The sequence below is a fragment of the Vibrio sp. JC009 genome (genome assembly GCF_029016485.1).
Taxonomy (GTDB): Bacteria; Pseudomonadota; Gammaproteobacteria; order Enterobacterales; family Vibrionaceae; genus Vibrio.
On sequence record NZ_CP092107.1, the window covers coordinates 130,926 to 146,667 of the forward strand.

Consider the following 15,742-nt stretch of genomic DNA (forward strand, 5'->3'; position numbering starts at 1 on the left):
TAAATTCTTTAATCCTTCATAAAATACTTGTAGAGTTGGTGCATTCACTATTTAGGTGAATCGTGAGTAATGAAATGGATTACATAAGATGAATATGCCCCAAAAAAAATTAATCTGCCTTGCAGTGGTTGCTGGCCTGGTTGGCTGTCAGTACGGTGAAAGTACTTCAACAGCACCAGAAGCAACGTATTCTCCGGTTGCGCAGGAAGGAAAAACCCTAATCACATCTGCAGACGTGATTACAAAAGGTAAAGAAACTACGCAAGATACGGTAACTGTCACTCTGGGCGCGACGTCAGATTTACACGGACGCCTGTTTGGTTACGACTATGCAATGGACCGAGAAGATAACGACGCAGGTGTTACCCGTGTTGCAACACTTCTGAAAGAAGTCCGTGCAGAAAACCCGAATATTATCATGATCGATATCGGTGATACGGTTCAGGGTAACTCAGCTCAGCTGTTTAATGACCAGCCAACTCACCCGGTTGTTTCTGCTCTTAACTCTCTTGACTATGACGTATGGGTTCCGGGTAACCACGAATTCAACTTTGAGCGTAGCTTTATTGACCGTAACCTTGCTGCATTTGATGGCTCAGTGGTATCGAGCAACATTAAGTGGGAAAGCAACGATCTGAACTACATCCGCGCGTTCCAGATGTTTAATGTTGAAGGCGTTAAAGTAGCCGTAGTTGGCCTGACTCCTTCCAACGTACCAAACTGGGAAGCATCGGCTCCAAACCACTTTGCTGGTCTGAAGTTTGAAAACGAGCTGAGCGCAACTCAGGAAGCGGTGGACAAACTGGTTGCAGAGTATCAGCCGGACGTGATTGTTGGTGCACTGCATATCGAGCGTGAGAACCCGGCTGGCGCTGGCGTGTATCAAATCGCTTCTGCAATGGCGGATAAATTCGACGTTATCTTTGCAGGTCACGAACACGCAACTTATATCGAAAATATCGCGAAGGACTCTTACACAAGTGCCGGCTTTAAAGGCACAGATATCTCTGCTGAAGGCAAAAGCCGCGCAGAAGATAAAGGCCTTGCAGGTGTCTACGATGAAAGTAACCGAAACACTAAGGTTAAGATCATCGAACCTGGTAAATGGGGTGCTGCACTTGCAAAAGCGGAAATTAAGCTGAAGAAAAACAATGGCAAGTGGGAAATGGTTGATACCACCCTTGCTAACCTGAGCACTAAGAAAGTAAAAGAAGACGTCGCTCTTCAGGACGAGTTCCGTTATGTGGATACTCAGTCTAAAGAAGATGCGCGTACTCCGCTTGGTACAGTAACCAGCAACTTTACCCCAACGGCAACAGGTTTTGCTGATGCGGTAACCGGTGAAGCATTTAACCCTAACACCGGCCGTCTGTACTCAACCATTCATATGGCAAAAGTGGCAGATACTCCGCTAATCGACTTTATTAACCAGATCCAGATCAGTAAGACTGGCGCAGAAGTTTCTGCCGCTTCTCTGTTCTCTGATCAAAGTAACCTGGTTGACGGCGAGCAGTACACTAAGGGTAAATCAACTAACCTGTACAAATACGATAACACCCTTCTTGGTGTGAACATGAAAGGCGCAAAACTGAAAGAGTTCATGGAGTGGTCTTACAGCTACTTTAATGGATACACTGACGGTGACCTGACAGTTTCATTCCGTAAAGGCGCAAAAGCGTATAACTACGATCAGTTTGATGGTGCGATTCAGTATAAAGTTGACCTGGCTAAACCAGCGGGTGAGCGAATTATTATTGAATCTATCTCGGGCAACCCGTTTGATTCTGAAGCAACTTATAAAGTAGCAGTAAACAACTACCGTTACGGTACCCACCTGAAGCGTAAAGGCTGGGCAACGGATGCGGATATTTACTATGAGTCAACGAACGAGCCGGTATACGCAATCCGTGACATGCTGACTGACTATGTTGCAGCGAACAAAGGTATCAACGTAGATAACTTTGACGACAACAAAAACTGGTCATTTGTTCAGGACGCTGCGTTTAAAACAGCACGTACTGACGGCGGTAAAGGTCAGGCTCTGTGGAATAAACTTCAGAATAAAGAAGTTTGTGTACAGATTGACTGGAAAAACGCTAAGTACCCTGGCATCGCGGTTTCTCTGAACCCGAATAACCCGGGCAGTTACTACGCAAACAGCACTAAAGATGATGCAGGTTGTACTGTAAAACCTCAGTAATCCTGTTTATCTGTTAGTTAAATGGTACGCACAGTAAAATGTGCGTACCATTTGTTTTATTAGAAATACATTTATATCGAATTTATGCTCAGAAAATACAATTTCCCCGTTCTTATTGCGCTGATTTCCACCGCGATCTTTTATTTTTCTCCAGGCCTGAGCGAAAGTGTCCGCCCGAAATCGCCTTTAGTTCAGGAGTTTGTGGAAGCCAGAGTGACCAAAATGGAATCTCAGCAGATCGCTCCGGATCCTCGCGTGCCATCCATAATGACGGGACGACAGATATTTTTTGCGCAAATCCTGGAAGGGGATGAAAAAGGCAAAGAGGTCCGGATCACCAATCCGCTTAGCCGCCAGCACAATGTGTATGTTCAGGAAGGCGACCACTTTATTATGATGGTGCGTCAGCAAGACGGCGGGACAGTGTACTGGGCGTACAACCATAAACGTTCCACGGCCATTTACGGTATGCTGGCTGTCTTTATGATTATGCTTCTTGGTTTTGGTAAAAAAGAAGGGTTTAACTCCATTGTTTCCCTCTACTTTACAGCAGCTCTGATCATTGGTGTTTTGGTTCCAGCCATCTTTGCCGGATGGAATCCAATGCTGCTGACCATTGTCCTGATGGGCATAAAAATCGTCGTCAACTACATTCTGGTTTGTGGCTACAACATAAAAAGCCTGTGTGCCATGATAGGTACCCTTTTAGGCGTGATTGCGGCAGGCACATTTTCACAGGTGTTTGGCGAGCTCTCTTACCTCTCCGGCATCTATCTGGATAAAGGCGAAGATGTTATTTATCTTGCCTCTCAGCCAATTCAAATCCGCTGGCTGATGTTTACCGCTATTATGGTTTCTGCCCTTGGCGCGGTTATGGATGTGGCTATCTCCATCTCTTCTTCTTACCACGAGCTTCGCCAGACCGATCCCAGCCTGACTCCGGCGCAGCTTCGCAGAGCCAGCATGAATATTGGCCGGGATATCATGGGGACCATGACCAATACCCTGATACTGGCAATCGCAGGTGGCTCTTTAACCACCATGATGATGGTATGGGGCTTTAATATGCCGGTGACTCAGTTTATCAATACACCGTTAGTTGCCATGGGGCTGGTTCATGCACTGGCAGGCAGTATTGGCATTGTGCTGACCATTCCTATTACGGCATGGGTCTCTTCTGCTCTGTTTCCGTCAGGTGAGGCCGAAAAACAGAAGGCATAAGTGTCTGCTTTAAAAATAGCATTTTAATGTGATCATACCCAGCATTGCGGCATTTCCACATGGAAAAAACTGCGATTTGTCCAATCATTATTTTTGATGAGAAGGATAATTTTCATTGTGAAATGAGTCTGTTAGCTAGCGTGGGTTGAGTTATGTCTAAAGTAAGTCTGTTCAAATTTTTATTGCCGGTTGTTTTTATATTTCTTACAGGATGCGAGAAGGAAAGCAGTAGCTACACTGTGGGGCTTGTGACCAATAATCCCAATGGATTAAACAATGTTCAGGGGTTTAAAGATGGACTGGCAGAGTTAGGTTATAAAGAAGGGGATAACCTGACGATTCTTTCCGCCGACAAGCCTCTGAGGGGAGAGGCGTTATCAGCGCAACTGAGTAAGTTTGTGGATTCCAAAGTCGATCTGATTTTTACCGCAGGCACCCCGACCGGTGTCGCGGCGTATAAAGCAACAGCAGATACCGATATTCCGGTGATATTTGGTGTGATTGCCGATCCTATCAAAGCCGGGGTAATGAGAAACCTTACCGCTCCCGGCGGCAACCTTAGTGGCGTTCGTATCAGTAATAATCAGGCATTGCGAATGGATCTTATGAAGCAGCTGGTTCCGGATGCCAAAACTTTTCAGGTGATGTTTAATCCCAATGATGCCGCGCCCATGAGCGCCATTGCTCAGCTTAAAGAGAGTGCTGAGCAGTTGGGGGTGACTCTTACCTTGTCTGAATGCCCGGATAACAGCGCGATTGATCAGGTACTGGCGCATATACCGCAAAAAACCGATGTGCTGTTCCTTCTGCCGGATAGTGTGGTAAACAGGCGGATAAAAGACATAGTTAAGGTCTCTATCGATCAAAAAATTCCGCTTTCAGGGCCAACCAATCTGCAGGTAGAAAAAGGGGCGTTGATGGCCTACGGCATCGTTCACTATGAAGCCGGACATCAGGCCGCCAGAATGGCGCATCAGGTACTAAGCGGAGTGAAAACGGCTCAGCTACCGGTGGAAACCGCAGAGTCCTATCTGGGAATTAACCTTGAGACGGCACAGGCTATCGGGCTGCAGGTTCCGGATAGTTTGCTGCATCAGGCCAAGGTGATTATCCGTCCGAAAGCGCAATAAGCCTGGCTCTGGCTGATAAAGTATGCGGGAAGTTGTCGCCCAAAAGACCGCAAGTAAACCCGGGAAAATAGGCTCTCCAAAGAGCTTAAAGACCCGGCTGCTTTTCACATTCCTGGGTTTTACGCTGAGTTCGGTTCTGATTATTGCGCTGACTTCACTGCAATCCAGCTATCAGTCACTTCGGATACAGCAGCTGGAGCTGTTCAGTCAAATCGCGGTTGCGATTGAAGATAAAGTGCTGGCTATCTTTACCCAGGCGGAACGGGATGTTCAGTTTCTTGGCGATCAGGGCCTTTCAGCGGCGGATTCTGCCACGCAGAAAAAAATGCTGCAAAGCCTTGTGCTGAGCAGCAAGCTTTATCAGACCGCCGGGGTGATAAAGGTTAACGATGCCAGTGTTACCCGTGTATCCCGTACCAGCATTAGTGCGCAGGAGGAGCTTATTGATCTTGCCTCGTCTCCGTTATTTTCCAGAGTCATAGAAGAAGATAAAAGGCAGGTAAAAGTCATTTTTGATAATAAGCTGGGTGAGCCTATTGCCAGACTGGCGTTACCGCTCACTCATCCCCGCAATACCAGTGTTACCCATGTTTATTTTGCGGACCTGCGGCTTAAATCTGTATGGGGCGCCATGGCGATGGCCGGTCTGGAAGATGAAAGAGAGGCCTATGTTATTAGCCGTGACGGAAAAATTGTTGCTCACCAAAACCCCAGTGTGGTTCTGGGCAGGATTAAAGTCCCGTTGAAAAGAGGCGAGCTGGACGAGGGTCTTTCCGGAAAGCTGTCGGTGGTTTACGCTTTATCGGGAAAACTAAACTCCCTCGGGCTTCAGGTAATTGTGGAGCAGCCGGTGCTGAAAGCCTATCGTCTGGTTGCCACTGTTTTGCTTAACGTATTTCTGATTGTCTGTGTGTCGATGATTCTTGCGTACATTGTGTGGCGTTACCTGAACCGAAAAGTGATCGACCCGCTAAATCAGCTGTCCACTGCCGCCAGAGGGGTAAGTGATGGCGCTTATCCCGGACCGATAGGGCTGTCGGATGTGGAAGAGATCAACGTTTTACTGTCCAGTTTCAACAAAATGGTACAGGATCTGAAATCAGCGAAACGCCGGGATGAAGAGCTGGTTTCTGAACTGGCGACAATGAACAGGACACTGGAGAGTGAGAACCGAGCTCTGGAAATGACAGAAAGAGAGCTGAGAAAAAACCAGAGCTTGTTAAAGCATGCTCAGAAAATAGCCCGGTTAGGGCAGTGGGAAATGGATCTTAAGTCGGGGGCGTTTTCGTTTTCCAGTGAAACTTACGCTATGTTCGAGTTTGATGACAATGAAGAAGCGTCAGGGCTCAGGGGGCTTCTGGATATGGTTGACCCACAAGAGCGGGCCGATGCAACACAACACTGGTTTGCAGTGCCGGATCAGGGGCATCATCTTATGTGGACAAACAGGTACAGGGTAAAAAATGGCGTTGAAAAACGGATTACCCACCGTTCAGAAGCCATTTATGACGATACCGGTAAAGCGGTAAAAGTGATTGGTATTTTGCAGGATGTCTCTGCGCAAAATACCAATGAGTCCTGATTGAGCCGCCTGTTTTTACGCTTTTTTATGCTGCTCTATTTCCAAAACAATTTTTCCCACATGCTGTTTTTGCTGAAATGCCTCTTGCGCGACATTTATCTCGTGTAGAGGAAATGTTTTTGCAACCAGAGGCTTAATCTTCTGTTTCTCTATTAACTGCACAAGATTAGGAAAAACTTCAGGTTCAAGTACGGTACAGCCGAAAAAGCTGAGATCTTTCAGATACAAGGTTCTGACATCCAGTTCAACCATGGCACCGCCAATGGCGCCGGACACCGCATATCGTCCCCTGGGCTTTAATACATTTAGAAAATGTGGCCACTGGCTTCCGGCCACAAGATCGATAACCACATCGACACTATTTTCGCCAAGAGCGGTGACAAGGTCGGTATCTCTTGCTAACACCTGCTCTGCACCTAAGTCGCTTAATTGCGGGCTTTTCGCCGGATTAGCGATTGCGATGACACTGGCACCACGCGCTTTAGCCAGTTGGATTGCAGCCGAGCCAACACCGCCGGAAGCACCGGAAATCAGTACCTTATCTTCTGCAGTCACGTTTGCTCTGGTCAGCATATTTTCCGCTGTTGAGTAAGAGCAGGGGAAGGATGCCAGTTCCACATCGGACATTGGGCTGTTCACCGCATAGGCATGCCTGGCTGAAACCAGAGTATATTCCGCGAATCCTCCATCGCATTCAGAGCCGAAATACCATGCAAGGTCCAGTGGCTGTCCGTTGGACTCGGTAATACACGGCTCAATAATCACCCGCTGGCCAATACGCTCAGCATTCACATTCTCGCCGACCGCAACAATAGTGCCGCAGACATCGGCCCCCTGTATGCGGGGAAATTCTAATGCATTACCAGACCAGCTGGCATCGGCGCTTTCGCCTTCACTTTTTGAGTACCAGGCAATCCGGGTGTTGATATCGGTGTTGTTGACTCCGGCAGCACCAACGCGGATTAGCACTTCGTTTGAAGCCGGGGTGGGAACCCTTGCTCCTTCAGTGTACTGCAGCATTTCCGGGCCACCGTGGCCGGTGAGCTGTACCGCTTTCATTGTTTTTGGAATGGTGTGCATTATCGGTTGATCCTCATAATTTGTTGTATCGCTTCCTGAGCTGAAATAACGGCCTTCTGACCCATCACCGGCCAGGCGCTGGATACGCCTTCATGTAATAAAAACAGGGCGTCGGATAACTCTTCTCTCTGGCTTTGGCGGCCAAGCAACTGACGGACTTCCTCTTTGTGCTGTTTGACCGCCATGGTGACTTCCGGACTATCGGGAAAGGCGGCAATGGCATTAACGGATAGACAGCCATGCGGCGCATATTCCTTCATCCAGAACTCCAGTTGCTTAAATATGTGCAAAACCGAATCGATACCGGGCTCAGGTGAACCGGTAAGCAAGAATGAGAGGTATCTCTGATGACGGTGCTCAAGGGCTCCAATCACCATGGCAGCTTTAGAAGGGTAGTGTTTGTACAGGGTTCGCAGACTCACGTTACAGGCATCTTTGAGCCTGGCAACGCTGGGTTCGGCAAAGCCATGTTTGCTGAAGGCCACTTCAAGGCTGGCGGCAATTTGTTCTTTTAGCATAGGTTAACCTGACCGTAAGGGTAGAATGAACGTTTTACTTAGTAGGGTAGAATAACCGTTCTACCTTGTCAATGTGTTCATATGCGCTGTGATCCGGGTAAACTCTGATAGAAAATTTATGTTTGAGGATAACTATTCGGTTTATCAATAGGTTGGCTTCACATGCAGGATGAAATGTGACGTTAATACAGATACTTATTTGTGATTCAGCACATTAACCCTCGCTTATATAATTGAATGTACTGTATAAATTTGGTACAAATATCACACACTCCTATTTGTATATTGCATCAGTTTCACTACCAGAGTAATTGCTATGTTCGCTATTTTTCGTCGTATCAGCGTTTCATTTTTTGGCATAATTTTGTCGTTTTTCCTTTGTTCTTCATCACTTTCTGCATCTCAGGAAGCTGAAGCCATAGCGCGGGAAAATACTCTGGTTATCGGCGAAATCAGCAGTAACCCAAAAAAAGCGTTTAAACGGACGCAGCCTATTGCTGACTATCTTGCCGCTAATCTGCAAAAGCATAATATCTCCGCTGCCCGTGTGGTTGTGGCAAAGAACATGACTCAGATGAAACGCTGGCTGCGTAACGGACAGGTGGATCTTGTATCTGAAACGGTATTCGCTGCTCATGAGTTACTTGATAGTACGGAGGCGCGCTTACTAGCCAGACGTTGGAAAAGTGGTGTGAGCGAATACTCCACGGTATTTTTTTCAAAAAAAGAGAATGGTGTGAACTCTTTGGATGACCTGATCGGTAAAACAATCGTATTTGAAGACAGAGGGTCAACCAGTGCGTTTCTGATTCCTGCCTCTATTCTTATTGAACAGGGTTACGAGCTGTATGAGTTAACGTCTCCGCGCGAGTTACCGCCTGAAGGGAAAGTGGGTTATTTTTTCTCTGACGAGTTTTCCCGCTCCGGTGGTGAGTCCAATATGATGAGTTGGGTGCACAGAAATATCGTCGCTTCTGCTGCATTCAGTAACCTTGACTGGAACAAAGAGATACCTGAGCCCGTGCAGAAACAGCTTCAAATTATTTACACCAGTCACCCGGTACCGCGAGCACTAATGTTAGCTCGCCCGGACATGCCAGCTGAGCTGGAAAATGACATTTTGCAGTTGCTGCTTTCGGCTCATGAAACTGAGCAGGGCAGAAAAGCATTAAAAGCGTACAAAAAGACCAAAAAATTTGATGCCATCTCTCCTGATGTTAAGGAGAGCATAAAGTGGGCCGGCGAAAGGATGGCGCTGCTTAATGAGTTTATGGCTTATTAAAATGAGAATATCAGGATGAAATTAAAGAGCAGACTGGTACTTGGGAATATGCTTATGGTCATTTTGACTATGGGCTGCCTGTCTGTTTCTCAGTTTTTTATTTCATCTTACTTTGCCGGTGAAATGCTGGAAAAAACTTCCGATAGCATGTCGGAAAGGTTTGTCGCTCATGCACGGGAAAAAGCAGAGCAGTCGATAAACTACTTATCGGAAGCTCTTCTTAACCCTATGTACTTTTATGATGTTGAGACGATTCATCAAATACTGGAACCTGCGCTAAAAGACAGCTCCACACTGGAAATTAAAGTATTTGATAACAAAGGTGTTGTGATTCATACGGGAAGCGAACTGACGAATGACTACGGTATGGCACTTAAGATGCCTTCGCTGGAGAAAACCGTATTAACAGACAGGAAAGTGTACGTTGAAAATGAAATGGATGTACTTTCAATTGCGCAGCCTCTCATCTTAAATACCGAGCTGCTTGGCGGTGTGATGATGAAGTATTCGCTCAAGGCCATTCAGGAAGATATTCAGAACAACAAAAGTATTATCACAGACATCAATCAGTTAAGCCGCCAGTATAGTACGCTTCTGCTCGCTGTTATCACCATTTTAATGTGTCTGATAAGTCTGGCTTTGTCTGTATTAATGGCAAATACGCTAATCGCCCCGATAACCCGCTTAGTTCGCCACTCTAAGCGCATAAGTAAAGGTCAGTACTTAACACCAAACAACATTCATCGAAATGATGAATTGGGTCAGTTAGCAAATTCATTCAATGAAATGGACTCAAACCTGAAACAGCGAACTGACGCCATCGAATTTCTTGCATACCATGATCCGCTAACTAAGTTGCCTAACCGGACACAGTTTATCGAGTTCTTAGATAAAAAGCTGACATCAGAAAAAGATTCCCGGTTTGCTATATTTTTTATCGACTTAGATGAGTTTAAGCGCGTCAATGATAATTTAGGTCACCAGGCGGGAGACGAACTTCTTTGCAAAGCAGCAGAACGAATCAGGGATAGCCTGGGTAAAACAAGCAGTGCTGAAAAGTTCCGGTGTGACAGTTTATTAGCCAGAGTTGGCGGGGATGAGTTTCTGCTTTATTTATCAGATGTTAATGAAGCAGCCATGGCTTACAAGTTTGCATCCGCCATATTAAATGAGCTTGATTTGCCGATATTTTTAGATGCGCCCGGAGAGTCGGTGGTGGTTGGTGCAAGTATTGGCATTGCCTTTTCCACCGGCTCTGACAAATCTTCAGAAGAGCTGGTAAGAAATGCAGATATTGCTATGTATGCAGCGAAAGCCGGCGGAAAAAGAGACTACAGCCTTTTCAACTGCGAGATGGAAGAGCTGGTTACTAACCGGGGTGAAATTGAGCGGGATCTGCGCTTAGCCTTATCTGATTTTAGTCAGTTTGAGCTGGTCTACCAGCCAAAAATCGATCTGAAATCCGGTCAGATAACGGGAGCAGAAGCACTGCTACGTTGGCAACATCCGGACAAAGGTTACATTTCTCCCGTTGAATTTATTCCCGTTGCTGAAGCAACAGGTATTATCAATCCTCTTGGTGAATGGGTTATCGAGCAGACATGCCGCGACATACAAAAGTGGAGTGATTTATTCGACATTTCTGACTTCCATGTTGCGCTGAATCTGTCGGCCAAACAGCTGTATGCCCGCAAAGTTACCGATCTTGTGCGGTTGAACCTGAGAAACTTCAGCTTGCCATCGTCATGTCTGCATGTTGAAGTGACAGAAACCGCTCTGATGCTTGATAAGCAAAGCGCCAAGAAAACGCTGGACAGTCTTCGCTCCCTTGGCATTGAGGTGTGGCTTGATGACTTTGGAACGGGATATTCTTCACTGGGTTACTTACGCGAATTTAATATTGATGGCCTGAAAATTGACCGTAGCTTTGTTTCCGATATAGAAGATGATAAAAAGGACAGAGCGCTCTGTTCGGCAATGATTTCACTGGCTCACCAGCTGGGAATTCAGGTTGTGGCAGAAGGGATCGAAACAACTAAACAGTCTGACTTTTTAACGAAAGTAGATTGTGATTATGGTCAGGGCTATTTGTTTGATAAACCCATGTCGGCCGACGCGTTAGCGCAAAAATTACGCAGCCAGACAACGCCTGATAATGTTGTCTACATTTCATAGATAATGGACTATTTATGCTGGAAAAAATTAAACAACTTATCGCATCGACGGATGTGATTGTTCTTACCGGGCCAGGCCAGTCTGGAAAATCATGGCTGATAGAAAAATATAATAATCAGCCAGATATTTGCTCTATGGACGATGCTCATTTGTCGGATTCAGCAGAAATACTGGAGCTATGCCGGGCAGGTCTTAGCGAAGGAAAAAAAGTGATTCTGGCGGCGCAGTTTCGCAGCCAGGTGCCAGTTATCGGGATCAAAGCTCTGTGTAATGAAAAACACAAGTCGCTGCTGAATATTGACCTTGCAGGCTGGGATGAAGAGAAAGCTGAGCCTTCTTCCTTTACGAGTTTTTAGGCAAGGGCTTATCTTTTGATTGTACTTTCGCGGACAGCAAGATGAAACGGCACAAAGCTGACATGTCCCTTAAGATCACAGCCCTTCTTCTCAATCATCTGATGCAGAAGCTCTGCGCTCACCCGGCCTGATTCTTTAAAGTCATACACCAGCGAGGTGATCTTAGGGTTATAGTGAGCGGAAGCTTCACCACCGCCGACACCGCAGATGCTGATATCCTGAGGGATTTTGTAGCCGTGCTCAATCAGGTAGTTTACCGCGCCGATTGCCATTTTGTCGTTTACGGCAAAAATGGCGTCAGGTGTCTGTTTCTTCTCTTCTATCAGCTGTTTGCAGGCGTTGTAACCACTTTCGATAGTAAAGTTACCCAGAACAATAAGCGAGTCGCTCTGCTCTAAGCCGTGCTTTTGCAGTCCGTTCAGGTAGCCCTGCTTGCGGTCGATACCAACTGCGATATCCTGTTCACTTACTCCGATAAAAGCGATGTTTTTGTGGTTCCAGTCCACCAGGTGGTCGACCATGGTTTCCACTGCTGCGGCTTCGTCAAACAGTACGCATGGTGCATCATCGTGAGTACGCTGGCCCATAACCACCACCGGCTTTCCCAGCTTTTGGAACTTTTCTCTGTGTTCTGCGGTTAGCGTTGTGGCGATCAGAATAATTCCGTCAACCTGTTTTTCGGTAAAGAGATCAAGATACTCCAGCTCTCTTTTTACGCTGTGGCTGGAGTTACCAAGGATGATGTTGTAGCCGTTAGCATCGAAGTATTCATCGATACCGGCGATATTTTCACTGGAAGAGGTGGCGTTAATTTTAGGAAGGATCACCCCAATGGTCTGGCTGCGTTTAGAGTGCAGCGCTTTGGCAAGGGCATTGGGGCGATAGCCGGTTTCGTCCAGAACTTTCTGAATGCGGATCCGTACTTCTTCACGGACATAACCGGAGTTATTGATAACACGGGAAACGCTGGAAATTGATGTGTCTGCCAGAGCCGCAATTTCTTTTATGGTGGCCATTCCCGTGTTTCCTTATTCAATAATCATACTTCTCGAAGCGACTGATTATACACGAACTCTCTGAGCTAAGCGCCAGTTTGCTACTGCTCTTTGAAGGAAATACTCTTGATGTGAATACTTCTTCGCCACCGTTTACAAAAATTTCGATGATTGAGTAATCAAAGAAGATTTGCAGATCCAGCTTATCGGATTTTGGCAGGGTGCATTCGCGGGTTCCGGCAAGGTAACCGCTATTGGTTCTGTCCAGAACAAGCCTGCCTGATTCAGGCTCATAGCTTAGTGAGATAAAACGGTCGCCTTCATCGGCCAGCTTCAGAGTAAAACCGTCCTTGATTGATTCTGCAGTCAGGTTCAGTTCAAAACAGTTTTCAGATTCTGCTACGTACCCAGACTGTTTATCCAGCTTAAATGCTTCCAGTTTGGACTCACTGCGGCGCAGTTCAACGTGCTCACTGAAAGGCTTTTGAACCACTTTACCCTTTTCAACAGAAAGCTCTCTTACCAGACTTAGCATATGAATCCAGCCCTGTTCAAGGGTAGGCTGATTGTCTTCATCTGGAATACCGACCCATGCGCTAAGCAGTCTGCGGCCTTTGCTGTCATCGGTGGTTTGAGGGGCATAGAATTCAAAGCCCTGATCCAGAGGGCGGAATTCGCCGTGCTGGTAGCTCATGTTCTGGTAATCAAAGCTTCCGGTAAAATAGCCGTTATTGTGCAGGTTCTGGAACTGAGTACCATGCGGGCCGATGCCCTGAGGACAGCCGATAAGTATATCAGTATCGCCGATTGCAAACAGGTCCGGGCATTCAAACATATAACCAAATTCTGTCAGGCCGTTGATGTTATTACCTGCAATTGGGCCTTCAAACTTCCAGTTGTAAGCATCCGGTGAAGAGTAAAGCAGTACCTGACCAAGTTCATCTGTTGTCTGGCCGCCAAGTACACAGTACCAGTTACCTTCATGCTGCCAGATTTTCGGGTCGCGGAAATGTGCGGTATAGCCTTCTGGGTGAGTGTGAATCACAGGGCCAATTTTGTGATACTTCTCGTTGGTGCTGTCAGTTGCTTTGACCAGACATTGTGTAGAAAAACGTTCGCCGTCTTCTGCCTTTTTGTTGCCGGTGTAAAGTAGGTGCAGTTCACCATCAAGTTCGAAAGCACTGCCAGAATAGCAGCCGTGTGTATCGTAGTCAGCATCCGGAGCCAGAGCCGTTGGTTTTAGTTCCCAGTGAACCAGGTCATTACTGACGCTATGTCCCCAGAATTTAGCGCCGTGCTCACAGGCAAACGGGTTCCACTGGAAGAAAAGGTGATACTGACCATCAAATTCAATAAAACCATTAGGGTCGTTCAGCAAGCCCTTCGGTGCTGCCAGGTGAAACTTAGGGCGCAAGTGATTGCGAGGTTCTTGATCTGCCTGAAGGAGAACCGAGTCTGCTTGTTTAAGTAGTGAAGTCATAATTGATAACGCCTCAACGGAAAAAACGAAAAATGGAAGTTCTGCATAAAACAGAACTTCCTTGTTCAGTTATACAGCGTTATTAAGCTGTAGCTGCTTCACCGGTCTCTTCCTGACCAGGGCGAGCCAGAATTTTAGTGCAAACCATGGCTGTAGCCATTGCAACGACAATCATCGCAAGGTAGATACCCAGACCGTTACCCAGGTAAGCAGGGATCGCAGGGATAAATGTTACGCCCATTACTGAAGGTGCTAGCTGCATCAGAGTTGCGAATGCACCTGCTACCGCACCACCAATCATGCCTGAGATGAATACTTTGCTGTTTGGCAGAGTTACACCGAACAGTAGTGGCTCTGTAATACCGAAGAAACAAGGAACGATTGAAGAGTAGTTCAGTGCTTTCTGCTCTTTGTTTTTCAGAGACATAGTGTAAGCAATCGCGGCACCAGCCTGACCAGCCATAGACGCAGTAATCAGTGCGTTAAGCGGGTTAATTTTCAGAGTAGAAAGGAAGTTCAGCTCAACAACCATCAGGCTGTGGTGAAGACCAGTTACTGTCAGTACCTGCTGTAGTGCACCAAAGATAGCACCGCCGATACCGAACGGAAGGTCGATGATAGTTTCAGAAGAAATCATAACGCCGTGCTCAACAACTGCGAATACAGGGCCGATGATCAGAAGACCAGCCAGCATACCGATAGTGATAGTCAGGAACGGAGTGAAGATAAGCGTTACGACAGAAGGCATCCATGAAGAGATCCAGCGCTCAAGGTTTGCACCCAGAATACCTACGATTAGAGCCGGGATGATAGTGCCCTGGAAGCCCTGAACCTTAAAGATACCAAGAGAAAGTGCCTCTGCGTTACCGCTCGCCACAACCCATGCGTTTGGCAGCATAGGCGCAACCAGCATAAGACCAAGAACCATACCAACAACAGGTGTGCCGCCAAAGCGTTTAAACGCAGACCAGACAACCAGTGCAGGAAGGAAGATAAATACGGTGTCAGTAACAACCTGAGTCATAGTCAGAACTTCTGGTGAGAAAGTCACACCAAGTTGCTGAGCAAAACCACGCAGACCCATGAAAAGACCAGTAGCAACAAGAACCGGGATAAGCGGGATAAATACGTCAGCAAGAGAACGAAGCGCCTTCTGGAAAGGGCTCATGTTGTCGTAAGCTGCACCTTTCGCACTTTCAAGGCTTTCACCGTCAAGCTCTTGTTTAATCAGAGCGTGAATCTTGTTTACCAGGCCAGTGCCCAGGATGATCTGCTGCTGACCTGACTGAAAGAAGTAACCGGCAACTTTTTCGGTTGCTTTGATTTTTTCACCGTCTACTTTGTCGTTATCTTTTACAACAACACGCAGGCGTGTTGCACAGTGTTCAAGTGCGCGGATGTTGTCTTTACCACCCAGGGCAGCTAACAAACTTGTTGCGATTTTCTGGTTCATAATAAAATTTACCTTGTTGTAGGAAAAGCTTTTCATATTCACATGAAAAGGTTTTCATGTTTTGATGTGGTAAGGTTTTCATATTTGCAGATTTGAAGCAAGGATCTTTTAAAATTTAACCAGGTGATCAGAGGAAAGTATGAGGATCCTCACATTACTGATGGTTTTATTACATGGAATTGAGGGAGGATTTGTTACCTGTGAACGAAACGAGAAAATTTATTGCTAAAGGATGAAGAAGAATAATATTTATCGCTGAGCCAGGAAGGT

Annotated in this window: 12 protein-coding genes; 7 read left to right on the plus strand and 5 right to left on the minus strand. The window is 46.5% G+C overall.

All coding sequences use genetic code 11. The annotated features are described in order from the left end of the window. Positions 1-88 precede the first annotated feature (88 nt). The 4 genes from L3Q72_RS15505 to L3Q72_RS15520 all read left to right on the plus strand — a co-directional run bounded on the left by L3Q72_RS15505 (position 89) and on the right by L3Q72_RS15520 (position 6,133). On the plus strand, positions 89-2,200 hold the full coding sequence (locus L3Q72_RS15505; protein ID WP_275133070.1) for a 5'-nucleotidase C-terminal domain-containing protein: 2,112 nt from the start codon (positions 89-91) through the stop codon (positions 2,198-2,200). A gap of 84 nt (positions 2,201-2,284) precedes the next feature. After that, on the plus strand, positions 2,285-3,421 hold the full coding sequence (locus L3Q72_RS15510; protein ID WP_275133071.1) for a YibE/F family protein: 1,137 nt from the start codon (positions 2,285-2,287) through the stop codon (positions 3,419-3,421). Positions 3,422-3,573: 152 nt separating this feature from the next. Next, on the plus strand, positions 3,574-4,551 hold the full coding sequence (locus L3Q72_RS15515) for an ABC transporter substrate-binding protein (protein WP_275133072.1): 978 nt from the start codon (positions 3,574-3,576) through the stop codon (positions 4,549-4,551). A gap of 22 nt (positions 4,552-4,573) precedes the next feature. Further along, positions 4,574-6,133 (plus strand): hypothetical protein, encoded by a 1,560-nt coding sequence (locus L3Q72_RS15520; protein ID WP_275133073.1) that lies wholly within the window; start codon positions 4,574-4,576, stop codon positions 6,131-6,133. A 15-nt stretch (positions 6,134-6,148) separates the two neighbouring features. Here the strand turns inward: L3Q72_RS15520 and L3Q72_RS15525 are convergent, their stop codons facing one another. Then, positions 6,149-7,216 (minus strand): alcohol dehydrogenase family protein, encoded by a 1,068-nt coding sequence (locus tag L3Q72_RS15525; RefSeq protein WP_275133782.1) that lies wholly within the window; start codon positions 7,214-7,216, stop codon positions 6,149-6,151. Then, positions 7,213-7,731, minus strand: a complete 519-nt coding sequence (locus L3Q72_RS15530) for a TetR/AcrR family transcriptional regulator (protein WP_275133074.1) — start codon at positions 7,729-7,731, stop codon at positions 7,213-7,215. Before L3Q72_RS15530 ends, L3Q72_RS15525 begins: the two co-directional genes overlap by 4 nt. Before the next feature lie 316 nt (positions 7,732-8,047). On the opposite strand from L3Q72_RS15530, the gene L3Q72_RS15535 reads away from it, so the two are divergent. The 3 genes from L3Q72_RS15535 to L3Q72_RS15545 are packed head-to-tail and all read left to right on the plus strand — an operon-like array spanning position 8,048 to position 11,544. Next, positions 8,048-9,013 carry a phosphate/phosphite/phosphonate ABC transporter substrate-binding protein gene (locus tag L3Q72_RS15535; RefSeq protein WP_275133075.1) on the plus strand — a complete coding sequence of 322 codons (966 nt, stop codon included), beginning with the start codon at positions 8,048-8,050 and terminating at the stop codon, positions 9,011-9,013. A 15-nt stretch (positions 9,014-9,028) separates the two neighbouring features. Further along, a complete protein-coding gene (locus L3Q72_RS15540; protein ID WP_275133076.1) occupies positions 9,029-11,188 on the plus strand; it encodes an EAL domain-containing protein in 2,160 nt (719 codons plus the stop codon). Between the two features lie 14 nt (positions 11,189-11,202). Next, on the plus strand, positions 11,203-11,544 hold the full coding sequence (locus tag L3Q72_RS15545; protein WP_275133077.1) for a hypothetical protein: 342 nt from the start codon (positions 11,203-11,205) through the stop codon (positions 11,542-11,544). An 8-nt stretch (positions 11,545-11,552) separates the two neighbouring features. Here the strand turns inward: L3Q72_RS15545 and L3Q72_RS15550 are convergent, their stop codons facing one another. From L3Q72_RS15550 to L3Q72_RS15560, 3 genes are all read right to left on the minus strand, one after another. After that, positions 11,553-12,560 (minus strand): LacI family DNA-binding transcriptional regulator, encoded by a 1,008-nt coding sequence (locus L3Q72_RS15550; RefSeq protein WP_275133078.1) that lies wholly within the window; start codon positions 12,558-12,560, stop codon positions 11,553-11,555. A 16-nt stretch (positions 12,561-12,576) separates the two neighbouring features. Beyond that, positions 12,577-14,019, minus strand: a complete 1,443-nt coding sequence (locus tag L3Q72_RS15555; protein ID WP_275133079.1) for a sucrose-6-phosphate hydrolase — start codon at positions 14,017-14,019, stop codon at positions 12,577-12,579. Positions 14,020-14,101: 82 nt separating this feature from the next. After that, on the minus strand, positions 14,102-15,472 hold the full coding sequence (locus L3Q72_RS15560) for a PTS transporter subunit EIIC (protein ID WP_275133080.1): 1,371 nt from the start codon (positions 15,470-15,472) through the stop codon (positions 14,102-14,104). Positions 15,473-15,742: the final 270 nt, after the last annotated feature.